Genomic DNA, 13,617 nt, shown 5'->3' on the forward strand with positions numbered 1-13,617 from the left:
AGATAAGGAATGGCCGCGAAATCGCGGCCATTTTCATTTGGTGGCGAAGAACGCCGAGCCGGAAACGCGCGTCAGGCGAAGGTCACGGCGCTGCGCCGGTCGGCACGCTCGAGGTGGGGCACGTTGTTGAAGCTCAGCAGCCGCTGCACGCCGCGGCCGACGATGATCTCGCAGAACGCGGTATTGCGGAACTGCAGGTTCATCTCGATCGCGGCCTGCGCCGGCGCGCCGAGCAGGTCGGCGGTGGCGCGGCCGATGGCGCCGCCCGAGCTGACCACCAGGATCGCATCCTCGCGCGTGGTGCCCTCGCTGGCCTGCGCCAGCGCGCCGGCAATGCGTGCGCCGAAGTCGGCCCAGCTCTCGGGCATGTCGGCCAGTCCGTCCTGGGTCCAGGCCGCATAGGCCGCGCGGAAAGTGCGCCAGTAATCGTTGTAGTCGGTGTTCTGGTGGGCGCGGTGGTCGGCGCCGCCGGTGTGGCAACGGTACAGCGCCTCGCCGTCGTATTCATTCAGGCCGGAATGAGAGATCACCGCGGCCTGCGGCTGCCCCATGCCGGCCAGGATCTCGGTGGCGGTATCCTGCTGGCGCACCAAAGTGCCGGCCACTACCCGGCTGAAGCTGACCCCGCGCTCGGCGAAATACTCGCCAAGCCAGCGCGCCTGCTGGCGGCCGGTGGCCGACAGGCAGTCGTAGTTGGCGGCGCCAAACGAGGCTTGTCCGTGACGGACGAGGAAAAGCGTAGCCATGAGGGTCCCGATAAGCAATGAGGCGGATAGGGCTGCCTCGGCGCGGGGCCGGGCGTGGGCACATTCTAGGGAGCGCCGGCGCCGCCGCCAAGCAAGCGCCGCGCAAATTCATAGCAGCCATGGCCCGGCTGCATTATCCGGACAGGCTCAGGCCGTCTTGGTCGGCCGGACGTCGAGATAGCCCGCCATCAGGCGGCTCAGCTCGGTGATCAGCCGCTCATCGTCAAGATGCAGCGGGCCGGAATCGTTGAGCACGGCATTGACCAGCACGCTGAAGACGGCCTGCATGGCAAAACGCACGCGCAGTTCGGCCGTGTCGGCGGGCAGAGGCAGGCGGGGCACCAGCAACTGCACCATGCGCTCGACGATCGCTTCGCCGTTCTGGCGGTGGGGCAGCCATTCCTCCGGACGCGTCGAGGCATGGCGCAGCGATGCGCGCATCACGCCGCGGTTGGCCAGCGTACCCAGCACCATGAACCTGGCGGTCTTGTCCAGCAGCACCGGCGTGGCGACATCTTCCCAGCGTTCCTGTGCCAGGTAGCGGTCGATCGATGCCGAGGTCTCTTCCATCACCATCGCACGCAGGGCCTCGAAATAGGCCATCTTGTCGCGGAAGCGCCCGTAGAAGGCGCCCACCGAGACCTGGCACGCCGCGGCGATCTGCGCGACCGACACCGCGGCAAAGTCGCGCGTCGCAAGCAACTCGCGGCCGGCGCCCAGCAAGGCCTGTTCGGTCTCGCGGGCACGGCGCTGGCGCGGGGGCTGCAGGATCGAGGGGGTGTCGATACGGGGGAAGGAAGCATTGGCGGGGAAGCTGGAAGGCGTCGCTGACATGGGCATATTCCGTATTCGAATTCGGATTCGAATTTGAAAATACCGGTGCCCACCGCAACGCGTCAAGGGGTTTGTCGGTTGGAGCGGCAAATGTCACGGCAGATGCCGTGTGGCGCACGGCGATGCCAGTCCGGTCCGATGCGATTTCCCAGGCACGTCAATCAGAACAATCCGAATATCAGAACGTTGCGTTGCCGCGCGACGCCTTAGCGGAATCGCGGACTCAGTTCATCCCGCATCCACTCGATGAAGGCGCGCGTGCGCGCCGGCAGCAGCCGCGCATGGGGATAGATCAGCGACAACGGCCACGCCGGCAGCTCGAAGTCCTCCAGCACGATGCGCAACTTGCGCGCTTCGACCAGTTGCGCGACCTGGTACGACAGAAAGTGGCCGAAGCCGGCGTCGGCGGCACAGGCGGCCACCGCTGGCGCGGTCTGGTTGAATTCCAGGTTGCCCGACACCGGCACATGGAATTCGCGCTCGCCGTCGCGGAATGACCACCAGTGCGCATGGTTGCCGGTGAAGCGCAAGCAGTTGGCGCCGGCCAGCTCGTCCGGGTGGCGCGGCACGCCGTGCTTGCGCAGGTAGGCGGGCGTGGCCACCACCACGCGGCGAATGCGGCCGACGGATTGCGCCACCAGCGTGGAATCGGCCAGCGGGCCGATGCGCACGCCCACGTCCAGGTCTTCCTCGAGCAGGTTCACCACGCGGTCGGTGAACTCCATGCGGCAGCGCACGCGCGGATAGCGCTGCACAAAACGCGTCACCGCCGGGGCCACGTACATCTGGCCGAACAGCACCGAGGCGGTCAGCGTGAGCTGGCCGCTGGGCTCGACATGGCTCTCGGTCAGGCCGGCTTCGACTTCGTCGATATTAGCCAGGATGCGCCGGCAGCCGTCCAGGTAGCTGCGCCCCTCGGCGGTCAGCGACAGCCGCCGCGTGGTGCGGTTGAGCAGCCGCACCTGCAGTTCGGCTTCGAGCGCCGCCAGCGTGCGCACCACCGCTGGCAACGAGGTGCGCAGCGACGCCGCGGCCGCCGTCAGGCTGCCCTCGTCGACGATCCGCACAAAGGTCTGCATCGCACGTAGCTTGTCCATGGCGCCAGACATTACTCCATTTTCCGGAGTAGTCAAATACCAATGGCCCCATTTATTCCAGCCTCGCCGGCACCGAGAATCCGTCCATACCAACCGCTCAGGAGAGTGCCATGCAACAGACGAATCCTCCCGCAGTGCCTGCCAGGCCGCTGGTACTGTACCGTTCCCCGCTGTCCGGCCACGCGCATCGCGCCGAACTGATGCTGGGGCTGCTGGGCCTGCCCTACCGGCTGGTGGACGTCGACCTGCGCGGCGGCGAGCAGCGCAGCGAGGCTTTCCTGCGCCTGAACCCGTTCGGCCAGGTGCCGGTGCTGGACGACGACGGCGTGGTGCTGGCCGATTCCAACGCGATCCTGGTCTACCTGGCCACGCGCTATGACGATGGCCGCTGGCTGCCGCGGGATCCGGTCGGTGCGGCCGGCGTCCAGCGCTGGCTGTCGGTAGCTGCCGGCGAGATTGCGTTCGGCCCGGCCGCGGCGCGCCTGGGGGTGTTGTTCGGCCGGCCGGTGCCGATGGAGGATGCCGTGGCGCGCGCACAGCGGCTGTTCACGCTGATGGAGTCGGTGCTGGCAGCGGGCGCGTTCCTCGCCGCCGATCACGCCACCATTGCCGACGTGGCCGCCTACAGCTATATCGCCCGCGCCGAGGAAGGCAACGTGCCGCTGGCGCCGTACCCGGCGCTCAATGCCTGGCTGCGCCGCGTCGAGGCATTGCCTGGCTTCGTGCCGATGCTGGTATCGAAGCCCAGCCTGGCCGCCTAGCCATTGCGTCCGGCGCATCAAGCCATTCACCTGCCAAGGAGCCGATCATGGACCTGCCCACCTGGCCGCATGCCGGCCTGCCATTCCACGCCGGCGAACTCGCCGCGCAGCAGCGCGCCGGCAAGCGCGAGCGCATGGCCGCGGCGGGTCCGCGCGTGATCCGCGGCGAGATGCCGGAACAGCACCGCACGTTCTTCGCGCAACTGCCGTTCCTGCTGGCCGGCGCGGTTGACGGCGGCGGCATGCCCTGGGCCACGCTACTGGTCGGGCCGCCGGGATTTGCGCACACGCCGGACGCCACGCACCTGCGCATCGACGCGGTGCCCTTGCCCGGCGATCCGCTGTCTGCGGCGCTGGAACAGGGCGCGCGCATCGGGCTGCTTGGCATCGAGCTGCCTACGCGCCGGCGCAACCGCATGAACGGGATCATCGTGGCGCGGGATGCGGCAGGGCTGACGGTCGAGGTCGAGCAAAGCTTCGGCAATTGTCCGCGCTATATCCAGCTGCGCGATGTCGCCGCGGCGGAGCCTGCCGCCGCCCCCGCGACATGGCACGGCGACGCGCTCGACGCGCATGCCAGTGCCTGGCTGCGCGGCGCGGATACGCTGTTCATCGCGTCCAGCCATAGCGTGTCGCCGCAAGACGAGGGCGAGCACACCGGCGGTGTCGACGTCTCGCACCGCGGCGGCAAGCCCGGCTTTATTCGCGTGGACGACGCCCATACGCTGACGTTCCCCGATTTCAACGGCAACAACTTCTTCAACACCATCGGCAACCTGATGGCCGAGCCGCGTGCCGGGATCGTCGTGCCGGATTTTGCCGACGGCTCGCTGCTGCATGTGAATGGGCGCGCCGAAGTGATCTGGGAGGGCGAGGAACTGGCCGCCTACGCCGGCGCCGAGCGGCTGGTGCGGCTGCATGTGGAGCGCGTGGTGCGGCGCGAGCGCGTGTTGCCGCTGCGCTTCGCCTTTCGGGAGTTCTCGCCGGTGCTGGCCGATACCGGCGCGTGGCCGCAAGGCTGAGCGCGGTGGGGTAGGAGCCGGGCGACAGCCGCGTTCAGCCGCGCGCCCGATATTTCAGCGCGGCGCAGCGCCCTGCCAGCGCGGTGACGCAGCAGGCATCGCCGCGCCACTCGCCCCCGGTCACGATGCCCTGGGCGTCCGCCACCAGCTTGCGCTGGCACTGCCCCGGCACAGGGGTGCGCTCCATGCCGGCATCGCGCGGGCCGCTGCCCGGCGGTCGCGCGGCCGGAACGGAATCGGTCCAGACATAGGCGGTGCCGGCGGGCAGGGCCTGTACGGCCTGCGGCGGGCCCCACTGGCGTTTCGCCTCATCGACCGGAACGCTCTTCCAGGAGTCGATGATGTCCTGCATCGCGCCCGTCCCGATCCCTGCGCAGGCCGCCGCAAAAGCTGCTGCGCCCAGCACGGCGAGGCGCGCACGCCTGCGTGCCAGAGATTGGGTGGCATACGCAAGCTGGGCTGGATTGGCAGGCATGGCGTCTCCACATCGGCGCAGCCGGCGGCAAGGGCCGGTCTGTGGAGACTAGTAGAGCTTTCGCAGGGTTTGCAAGCACCTTGTAGGGGCTGGCGTACACATTGCCGAGCCCCGGCAGTCAGGCCTGATCGGCGAACAGGCCGAGGCTTTGCTGACCGGCGGCGGAAGACTTGCGCGCGGCATGCGACGGCGCCACGCGTCCGGGTCGCGGGGCTTCCGCGGGCGCTTCCGGCGCGGTCAGGGTGAAGTCCCGGCGCACCGACAGGGGCACGGCGTCCGGCATCCATTGGTCCCGGCGCGGCGCCAGGATCTGGTAGGTGTCGAGGTCGAAATGCGCTGGCGCGGCGGCCAGTGCGCCGGCATCCTCCAGCGTGTCCGCGCAGCCCAGGTAGCACCACTCGTCCACCACGTGCCAGCAGGCCCGCGCGCCGTGCTGCTCGCGCCAGGCCACCGCGCCGTCGAACGGCCATGGCAGCAGCGCGATCGGACCCAGCGCCGCGGCCAGCCGGGCACGGTGTTCGCGCGGCGATTCCGCACCGACGCAGGCACCGGCGCAGCGGTGGACTTGTCGCGCAAAGCAGGGGCTGCCACGGCGCGTGGTCTTTTCCAGCGACAGCGTGGCCATGCACAGGCCATGCTCCTCGGCCAGCGCGCGCAGGCGCGCCTCGGCCGCGCCACGGCTGCCGAAGACGCCGAACAGGTCGCGATGCCGGCAGAAGTCCGTGTCGCGATCCGAGCGCAGGCGCGGCACCGGCAACTGCTGCGGCAGTTCCCAGGCGTAGAGGCGCGTATTCCGGCGCAGCATCTGGTTGTGCACCGGCTGCATGGCCTTGACCAGCTGGGCCTCGAGCAGCAGGGCGCCGGTTTCGCCGCCGGTCTCCCGCCATTCGACCCGGCGGACCAGCCGCGCCAGCCGCATGTCCTTGCCATACCGGTAGTCGCCGGAAAAATGGGCGCCGATGCGCTGGCGCAGGTGCACGCTCTTGCCGACATAGAGCGGCACGTCCTGGTCGCCATAGAAGATATAGACGCCGGGCGACGCCGGCACGTCTTCGAGGGCGGTTTCTTCCAGGCCGGCCGGCAGGCTTGCGCGCCGCACCAGGGTGCGCACGGCCGCTTCCACCAGTTCGACGGAATACGTGGCATGGATCTTCTGCCAGAACTGCCACAGCAGCTCGGCATCGGCCAAGGCGCGGTGCCGGCCCTTGGGCGTCAGGCCGAAGCGGGCAATCAGGGCATCCAGCCCATGGCGCTCTACCGACGGAAACAGCGAGCGCGAGAGCCGGACGGTGCACAGCACGTCAGCCCGGAACGTCACACCGGCGCGACGGAACGCGTTCTTCAGGAAGCCATAGTCGAAGCGTGCGTTATGGGCCACGAACAGGCGCCCCTGCAGGCGCTCCGCGAGCGACTCGGCCAGCGACTCAAAGGTCGGCTGGCCCCGCACCATGTCGTCGCTGATGCCGGTCATGCGCTGGATAAACGGCGGAATCGACATGCCGGGGTCCAGCAGTGTCTCCCATTCGACAATGCCGTCCGGGCCAACCTCGACCACGCCGATCTCGGTGATGCGGTCCCGTTGGGCGTCCGCGCCGGTGGTCTCCAGGTCGACAAAGACAATGGGGCGCGACAGGGCAGCGGCCAGTGACTGGGCGTCGAGCAGGCGCGCGCCGTCCGCTGGCAGGCGCGACGGCAGGTAGGTAGGCAAGTCTGGCATCCGCGGATTCTAAGGCGAGGTCGAGGGCGGCAAGAAGAAGATTTCAAATACCCCTTGCCAACCCCCTCGCACTCGCTTACTATTCGCCCCCTCGCAACACAACGCGGCTCCTGCAAGGCAGGCGCAGCAAGGGTTGCGGGGTCGACCGGAAGGTTGGTGCAGCGCAGTTGGCGGCGCCGGCGGCAGTAAAAAAGATTGCTGCGAACGGTTGACGAAACGAAGAAAGCTCTGCATAATCTCGTTTCTCTGCTGCAGACAACGCAGCGCGCTGAACGGCAAAGCCGGGTGGCGAAGTTCTTTAACAAACAAACAACCGATAAGTGTGGGCGCTGGGTAGCGGACGCCGCTGTCTACGGACAGTGCTGCTTCAAGTTATACAGTGCTCGCACAGCAAAACGTGACTGGTCTTCGGACTGGTCAGTCAGTTTTCTGAGAGTGAGCGACCGCTCGAAAGAGCGAGGACCGGTCGGGAAACCGAAGGTCCACACAGAGATTGAACTGAAGAGTTTGATCCTGGCTCAGATTGAACGCTGGCGGCATGCCTTACACATGCAAGTCGAACGGCAGCGCGGGCTTCGGCCTGGCGGCGAGTGGCGAACGGGTGAGTAATACATCGGAACGTGCCCTGTCGTGGGGGATAACTAGTCGAAAGATTAGCTAATACCGCATACGACCTGAGGGTGAAAGCGGGGGACCGCAAGGCCTCGCGCGATAGGAGCGGCCGATGTCTGATTAGCTAGTTGGTGGGGTAAAGGCCTACCAAGGCGACGATCAGTAGCTGGTCTGAGAGGACGATCAGCCACACTGGGACTGAGACACGGCCCAGACTCCTACGGGAGGCAGCAGTGGGGAATTTTGGACAATGGGGGCAACCCTGATCCAGCAATGCCGCGTGTGTGAAGAAGGCCTTCGGGTTGTAAAGCACTTTTGTCCGGAAAGAAATGGCTCTGGCTAATACCCGGGGTCGATGACGGTACCGGAAGAATAAGCACCGGCTAACTACGTGCCAGCAGCCGCGGTAATACGTAGGGTGCGAGCGTTAATCGGAATTACTGGGCGTAAAGCGTGCGCAGGCGGTTTGATAAGACAGGCGTGAAATCCCCGGGCTCAACCTGGGAATGGCGCTTGTGACTGTCAGGCTAGAGTGCGTCAGAGGGGGGTAGAATTCCACGTGTAGCAGTGAAATGCGTAGAGATGTGGAGGAATACCGATGGCGAAGGCAGCCCCCTGGGACGTGACTGACGCTCATGCACGAAAGCGTGGGGAGCAAACAGGATTAGATACCCTGGTAGTCCACGCCCTAAACGATGTCAACTAGTTGTTGGGGATTCATTTCTTCAGTAACGTAGCTAACGCGTGAAGTTGACCGCCTGGGGAGTACGGTCGCAAGATTAAAACTCAAAGGAATTGACGGGGACCCGCACAAGCGGTGGATGATGTGGATTAATTCGATGCAACGCGAAAAACCTTACCTACCCTTGACATGCCACTAACGAAGCAGAGATGCATCAGGTGCCCGAAAGGGAAAGTGGACACAGGTGCTGCATGGCTGTCGTCAGCTCGTGTCGTGAGATGTTGGGTTAAGTCCCGCAACGAGCGCAACCCTTGTCTCTAGTTGCTACGCAAGAGCACTCTAGAGAGACTGCCGGTGACAAACCGGAGGAAGGTGGGGATGACGTCAAGTCCTCATGGCCCTTATGGGTAGGGCTTCACACGTCATACAATGGTGCGTACAGAGGGTTGCCAACCCGCGAGGGGGAGCTAATCCCAGAAAACGCATCGTAGTCCGGATCGTAGTCTGCAACTCGACTACGTGAAGCTGGAATCGCTAGTAATCGCGGATCAGCATGCCGCGGTGAATACGTTCCCGGGTCTTGTACACACCGCCCGTCACACCATGGGAGTGGGTTTTGCCAGAAGTAGTTAGCCTAACCGCAAGGAGGGCGATTACCACGGCAGGGTTCATGACTGGGGTGAAGTCGTAACAAGGTAGCCGTATCGGAAGGTGCGGCTGGATCACCTCCTTTCCAGAGGCTTGTGTCTCAAGCCTAGCGTTCACACTTATCGGTTTGTTTGCTGTTACAGCCAAGGGTCTGTAGCTCAGGTGGTTAGAGCACCGTCTTGATAAGGCGGGGGTCGTAGGTTCAAGTCCTACCAGACCCACCAAGTTATCCGAGGGGGATTAGCTCAGCTGGGAGAGCACCTGCTTTGCAAGCAGGGGGTCGTCGGTTCGATCCCGTCATCCTCCACCACCGCTTACGAGCGGTGCGAAACGCCTGGTACCTTGGATTGGTTGTCAAAGGAAAGCGCTTACGGAGTGCTTTCCTTTGGCATTGCCAAGCGATCTAACGATCGGCTGTTCTTTAACAATATGGGATGTAGTAAAGGTGTCGCGGTGCTTTGATGAGAAGCACAGTAGTTGAACGCGATACCGGGTTGTGATTGTATCAACCAAATGTATTTTAAAGTGATCGAAAGATGACTTGGAATACGGCACAAATGCGAGAACTCAACCTGTAGTGAGCGTGTCCTCGAGACACACTTGTTATAGGGTCAAGCGAACAAGTGCATGTGGTGGATGCCTTGGCGATCACAGGCGATGAAGGACGCGGTAGCCTGCGAAAAGCTTCGGGGAGCTGGCAAACAAGCTTTGATCCGGAGATGTCCGAATGGGGAAACCCGGCCCGAATGGGTCATCCCTTGCTGAATACATAGGCAAGGGAAGCGAACGCGGCGAACTGAAACATCTAAGTAGCTGCAGGAACAGAAATCAACCGAGATTCCCAAAGTAGTGGCGAACGAAATGGGAAGAGCCTTGTACTCTTTAGCAGTGGTGTTAGCAGAACGGGATGGAAAGCCCGGCCATAGCAGGTGATAGCCCTGTATGCGAAAACACGATTGTGGAACTAGGTGTACGACAAGTAGGGCGGGACACGTGAAATCCTGTCTGAAGATGGGGGGACCATCCTCCAAGGCTAAATACTCGTGATCGACCGATAGTGAACCAGTACCGTGAGGGAAAGGCGAAAAGAACCCCGGGAGGGGAGTGAAATAGATCCTGAAACCGCATGCATACAAACAGTCGGAGCCCTTTCGGGGGTGACGGCGTACCTTTTGTATAATGGGTCAGCGACTTACATTCAGTGGCAAGCTTAACCGATTAGGGAAGGCGTAGCGAAAGCGAGTCCGAACAGGGCGTTGAGTCGCTGGGTGTAGACCCGAAACCAGATGATCTATCCATGGCCAGGTTGAAGGTGCGGTAACACGTACTGGAGGACCGAACCCACTAACGTTGAAAAGTTAGGGGATGAGCTGTGGATAGGGGTGAAAGGCTAAACAAATCTGGAAATAGCTGGTTCTCTCCGAAAACTATTTAGGTAGTGCCTCGTGTCTCACCTTCGGGGGTAGAGCACTGTCATGGTTGGGGGGTCTATTGCTGATTACCCCGCCATAGCAAACTCCGAATACCGAAGAGTGCAATCACGGGAGACAGACATCGGGTGCTAACGTCCGGTGTCAAGAGGGAAACAACCCAGACCGCCAGCTAAGGTCCCCAAATATGGCTAAGTGGGAAACGAAGTGGGAAGGCTAAAACAGTCAGGAGGTTGGCTTAGAAGCAGCCACCCTTTAAAGAAAGCGTAATAGCTCACTGATCGAGTCGTCCTGCGCGGAAGATGTAACGGGGCTAAGCCATATACCGAAGCTGCGGACGCACGCAAGTGCGTGGTAGGAGAGCGTTCTGTAAGCCTGTGAAGGTGTCTTGTAAAGGATGCTGGAGGTATCAGAAGTGCGAATGCTGACATGAGTAGCGATAAAGGGGGTGAAAGGCCCCCTCGCCGTAAGCCCAAGGTTTCCTACGCAACGTTCATCGGCGTAGGGTGAGTCGGCCCCTAAGGCGAGGCAGAGATGCGTAGCTGATGGGAAGCAGGTTAATATTCCTGCACCGTCGTATGATGCGATGGGGGGACGGATCGCGGAAGGTTGTCCGGGTGTTGGAAGTCCCGGTCCCTGCATTGGAGAAGGCGCTCAGGCAAATCCGGGCGCGGAATTCAAGGATGTGGGGCGAGCGGCCTAGTGCTGCGAAGCAATTGGAAGTGGTTCCAAGAAAAGCCTCTAAGCTTCAGTCATACGAGACCGTACCGCAAACCGACACAGGTGGGCGAGATGAGTATTCTAAGGCGCTTGAGAGAACTCGGGAGAAGGAACTCGGCAAATTGGTACCGTAACTTCGGGATAAGGTACGCCCTGGTAGCTTGACTGGCCTGCGCCAGAAGGGTGAAGGGGTTGCAATAAAATGGTGGCTGCGACTGTTTAATAAAAACACAGCACTCTGCAAACACGAAAGTGGACGTATAGGGTGTGACGCCTGCCCGGTGCCGGAAGATTAAATGATGGGGTGCAAGCTCTTGATTGAAGTCCCGGTAAACGGCGGCCGTAACTATAACGGTCCTAAGGTAGCGAAATTCCTTGTCGGGTAAGTTCCGACCTGCACGAATGGCGTAACGATGGCCACACTGTCTCCTCCCGAGACTCAGCGAAGTTGAAGTGTTTGTGATGATGCAATCTCCCCGCGGCTAGACGGAAAGACCCCATGAACCTTTACTGTAGCTTTGCATTGGACTTTGAACCGATCTGTGTAGGATAGGTGGGAGGCTTTGAAGCGTGGACGCCAGTTCACGTGGAGCCGTCCTTGAAATACCACCCTGGTTTGTTTGAGGTTCTAACCTTGGCCCGTGAATCCGGGTCGGGGACAGTGCATGGTAGGCAGTTTGACTGGGGCGGTCTCCTCCCAAAGTGTAACGGAGGAGTTCGAAGGTACGCTTGGTACGGTCGGACATCGTACCTAAAGTGCAATGGCAAAAGCGTGCTTAACTGCGAGACCGACAAGTCGAGCAGGTGCGAAAGCAGGACATAGTGATCCGGTGGTTCTGAATGGAAGGGCCATCGCTCAACGGATAAAAGGTACTCTGGGGATAACAGGCTGATACCGCCCAAGAGTTCATATCGACGGCGGTGTTTGGCACCTCGATGTCGGCTCATCTCATCCTGGGGCTGTAGCCGGTCCCAAGGGTATGGCTGTTCGCCATTTAAAGAGGTACGTGAGCTGGGTTTAAAACGTCGTGAGACAGTTTGGTCCCTATCTGCCGTGGGCGTTGGAATCTTGACGGGGGCTGCTCCTAGTACGAGAGGACCGGAGTGGACGTACCGCTGGTGTACCTGTTGTCTCGCCAGAGGCATCGCAGGGTAGCTATGTACGGAAGAGATAACCGCTGAAAGCATCTAAGCGGGAAACTCGCCTGAAGATGAGGATTCCCTGGAGGCTTGACCTCCTTGAAGGGTCGTTCGAGACCAGGACGTTGATAGGCTGGGTGTGGAAGCGCAGTAATGCGTTAAGCTAACCAGTACTAATTGCCCGTAAGGCTTGATCCTATAACCAGTGTGTTTCACCTGGTGAGTCGATCGCCTTGTGCCTCGATACACACAACCAACACTACATCCCGATTCGTGACGTTGGCCTCAACCCCAACGCCACAACCCCTCATGCCTGGTGACCATAGCGAGTTGGAACCACCCCTTCCCATCCCGAACAGGTCCGTGAAACGACTCCGCGCCGATGATAGTGCGGATTACCCGTGTGAAAGTAGGTCATCGCCAGGCTCTTATTGTGCAAAACCCCTCGACAGCGTGTGCTGCGAGGGGTTTTTGCTTTGGCGCGGACGCAAATGCCGCGCTTGCACTTTCTGACTAGACTGTCTGGCGCACGGCAGTGGCACTCAGGATGGCGCCAGACAGGCAGATTCCGCCGAGCAACGCGGCGGCGGGTGTGCCACCGTATGTTGCCGACGCGCTGGCAGCGACGGGCAACAGCACCAGCACGCTCAGGTTGTTGACGCTTTCCGACGTGGCCAGGACCTTCCCCTTGTTCGCACCAGCCCGCTGCGCAAGCAGAGCGGTGCTGGCAGGCGCCGCGATACCCAGTGCCGCGCCCCAGGTCAGCAGGCATCCCAACGCCGCCGGCAACCCGATCGCGACGGTCAGGAACAAGGTCATGGACGCAGCCACCACCACGGTAGCAATGACCAGGAGATCTTGTTCACGCGCGTAACGCCGACTGGCATAGCCCGCCAGCATGTTGCCTATAGCCAGGCCCATACCGAATACCGAGACGGCGATGCCGACGGCGGCCACATCCAGCGCATAGCGCACCCGCAGCACTTCTCCCGCAAAGACGTAGCCGGCAACCGCGCTGCCGTTCCACGCGCCCTTCGCCATCAGAAGGCGGTACGCGCTGGCCGCCGGTTTCTCGTCGGCGGACGGCCTCGGGTTCACAGGGGCGCGTGACACATCGCGCGGAATCACGAACCAGCCCGCCGCGAAGGCTGCAAGGCAGCTGGCGGCGATTACCAGAAACGGCGCGCGCCAGCCCCAGGCCTCGGCCAGCAAACCGGCGACTGCGGGTCCGGCCGCGATCCCCGCCGTCATGCCCAGCATGACGCCGCCCATGGCACCCGCTTGTCTCGACGGCGGAATCCGGTCGGCGATCAGGGCGAAGACGGTCGGAATCGTCGCTGCGGCGGCCAGGCCGCCGAGGATTCGCAGGGCCATGGCGGCGTCCAGCGTAGGGACCAGGGTCAGGGCAAGGCTATCCGCCGCGAACAGCAGCATGGCAGCGAGCAGCACCCCGCGGCGCCCGGCGCGATCCGAGATCCATCCCATCAGCGGCGCTGCCGCGGCGTAGGACAAGGCGTAGGCCGACACCAGGCCCGACGCCTGCATCGGTGACGTATGGAAGGCCGTTGCCAGCGGGGCCAGCATCGGTGCGAGCATGAACTCAGCGGCCCCGACCATGCAGACAGTAATGGCCAGGACAGGCAGAAGGAAGCGGGACGGCATTTGCAGACTCCGTGGGATCGATGTGAGCGAATGGATGGTCGAAGCGCGCGTCAAGTTGGCGCAACGCAGCG

General features: G+C 62.7%; 8 protein-coding genes, 2 tRNA genes and 3 rRNA genes. 7 read left to right on the forward strand and 6 right to left on the reverse strand.

The window, feature by feature from the left end; all coding sequences use genetic code 11:
- Positions 1 to 71 precede the first annotated feature (71 nt).
- The 3 genes from RALTA_RS18620 to RALTA_RS18630 all read right to left on the reverse strand — a co-directional run bounded on the left by RALTA_RS18620 (position 72) and on the right by RALTA_RS18630 (position 2,689).
- On the reverse strand, positions 72 to 746 hold the full coding sequence (locus RALTA_RS18620) for a histidine phosphatase family protein (protein WP_012355444.1): 675 nt from the start codon (positions 744 to 746) through the stop codon (positions 72 to 74).
- Between the two features lie 147 nt (positions 747 to 893).
- Entirely contained in the window at positions 894 to 1,580 is a 687-nt protein-coding gene (locus RALTA_RS18625) for a TetR/AcrR family transcriptional regulator (RefSeq protein WP_012355445.1), read from the reverse strand.
- A gap of 206 nt (positions 1,581 to 1,786) precedes the next feature.
- On the reverse strand, positions 1,787 to 2,689 hold the full coding sequence (locus RALTA_RS18630) for a LysR family transcriptional regulator (RefSeq protein ID WP_012355446.1): 903 nt from the start codon (positions 2,687 to 2,689) through the stop codon (positions 1,787 to 1,789).
- A 98-nt stretch (positions 2,690 to 2,787) separates the two neighbouring features.
- On the opposite strand from RALTA_RS18630, the gene RALTA_RS18635 reads away from it, so the two are divergent.
- The gene (locus tag RALTA_RS18635) at positions 2,788 to 3,438 is read left to right on the forward strand and encodes a glutathione S-transferase family protein (RefSeq protein WP_012355447.1); all 651 of its coding nucleotides are present in this window, start codon (positions 2,788 to 2,790) and stop codon (positions 3,436 to 3,438) included.
- A gap of 47 nt (positions 3,439 to 3,485) precedes the next feature.
- Positions 3,486 to 4,460 (forward strand): pyridoxamine 5'-phosphate oxidase family protein, encoded by a 975-nt coding sequence (locus RALTA_RS18640; RefSeq protein ID WP_012355448.1) that lies wholly within the window; start codon positions 3,486 to 3,488, stop codon positions 4,458 to 4,460.
- A 34-nt stretch (positions 4,461 to 4,494) separates the two neighbouring features.
- Here the strand turns inward: RALTA_RS18640 and RALTA_RS18645 are convergent, their stop codons facing one another.
- Entirely contained in the window at positions 4,495 to 4,935 is a 441-nt protein-coding gene (locus RALTA_RS18645) for a hypothetical protein (RefSeq protein ID WP_012355449.1), read from the reverse strand.
- 118 nt (positions 4,936 to 5,053) lie between these two features.
- Positions 5,054 to 6,652 carry a 3'-5' exonuclease family protein gene (locus tag RALTA_RS18650; protein WP_012355450.1) on the reverse strand — a complete coding sequence of 533 codons (1,599 nt, stop codon included), beginning with the start codon at positions 6,650 to 6,652 and terminating at the stop codon, positions 5,054 to 5,056.
- Positions 6,653 to 7,147: 495 nt separating this feature from the next.
- On the opposite strand from RALTA_RS18650, the gene RALTA_RS18655 reads away from it, so the two are divergent.
- The 5 genes from RALTA_RS18655 to rrf all read left to right on the forward strand — a co-directional run bounded on the left by RALTA_RS18655 (position 7,148) and on the right by rrf (position 12,310).
- Positions 7,148 to 8,679 (forward strand): 16S ribosomal RNA (locus tag RALTA_RS18655).
- Positions 8,680 to 8,741: 62 nt separating this feature from the next.
- A tRNA-Ile gene (locus tag RALTA_RS18660) sits at positions 8,742 to 8,818 on the forward strand.
- 10 nt (positions 8,819 to 8,828) lie between these two features.
- A tRNA-Ala gene (locus RALTA_RS18665) sits at positions 8,829 to 8,904 on the forward strand.
- Between the two features lie 299 nt (positions 8,905 to 9,203).
- Positions 9,204 to 12,082, forward strand: a 23S ribosomal RNA gene (locus RALTA_RS18670).
- A 114-nt stretch (positions 12,083 to 12,196) separates the two neighbouring features.
- Positions 12,197 to 12,310 (forward strand): 5S ribosomal RNA (gene rrf, locus RALTA_RS18675).
- The 16S, 23S and 5S rRNA genes sit together here with 2 tRNA genes alongside, the layout of an rRNA operon.
- 87 nt (positions 12,311 to 12,397) lie before the next feature.
- On the opposite strand, the gene RALTA_RS18680 is transcribed toward rrf, so the two are convergent.
- Positions 12,398 to 13,546: an MFS transporter gene (locus RALTA_RS18680; protein WP_012355451.1), complete on the reverse strand. Its 1,149-nt coding sequence runs from the start codon at positions 13,544 to 13,546 to the stop codon at positions 12,398 to 12,400.
- Positions 13,547 to 13,617: the final 71 nt, after the last annotated feature.

Origin of the sequence: Cupriavidus taiwanensis LMG 19424 (genome assembly GCF_000069785.1) — a bacterium.
In the GTDB taxonomy this organism is placed as follows: Bacteria; Pseudomonadota; Gammaproteobacteria; order Burkholderiales; family Burkholderiaceae; genus Cupriavidus; species Cupriavidus taiwanensis.

What these genes read in the sequence shown, in the direction of transcription:
- RALTA_RS18620 (WP_012355444.1), bottom strand. Translation starts at nt 746, where the DNA reads ATGGCTACGCTTTTCCTCGTCCGTCACGGACAAGCCTCGTTTGGCGCC.
- RALTA_RS18625 (WP_012355445.1), bottom strand. Translation starts at nt 1,580, where the DNA reads ATGTCAGCGACGCCTTCCAGCTTCCCCGCCAATGCTTCCTTCCCCCGT.
- RALTA_RS18630 (WP_012355446.1), bottom strand. Translation starts at nt 2,689, where the DNA reads ATGTCTGGCGCCATGGACAAGCTACGTGCGATGCAGACCTTTGTGCGG.
- RALTA_RS18635 (WP_012355447.1), top strand. Translation starts at nt 2,788, where the DNA reads ATGCAACAGACGAATCCTCCCGCAGTGCCTGCCAGGCCGCTGGTACTG.
- RALTA_RS18640 (WP_012355448.1), top strand. Translation starts at nt 3,486, where the DNA reads ATGGACCTGCCCACCTGGCCGCATGCCGGCCTGCCATTCCACGCCGGC.
- RALTA_RS18645 (WP_012355449.1), bottom strand. Translation starts at nt 4,935, where the DNA reads ATGCCTGCCAATCCAGCCCAGCTTGCGTATGCCACCCAATCTCTGGCA.
- RALTA_RS18650 (WP_012355450.1), bottom strand. Translation starts at nt 6,652, where the DNA reads ATGCCAGACTTGCCTACCTACCTGCCGTCGCGCCTGCCAGCGGACGGC.
- RALTA_RS18680 (WP_012355451.1), bottom strand. Translation starts at nt 13,546, where the DNA reads ATGCCGTCCCGCTTCCTTCTGCCTGTCCTGGCCATTACTGTCTGCATG.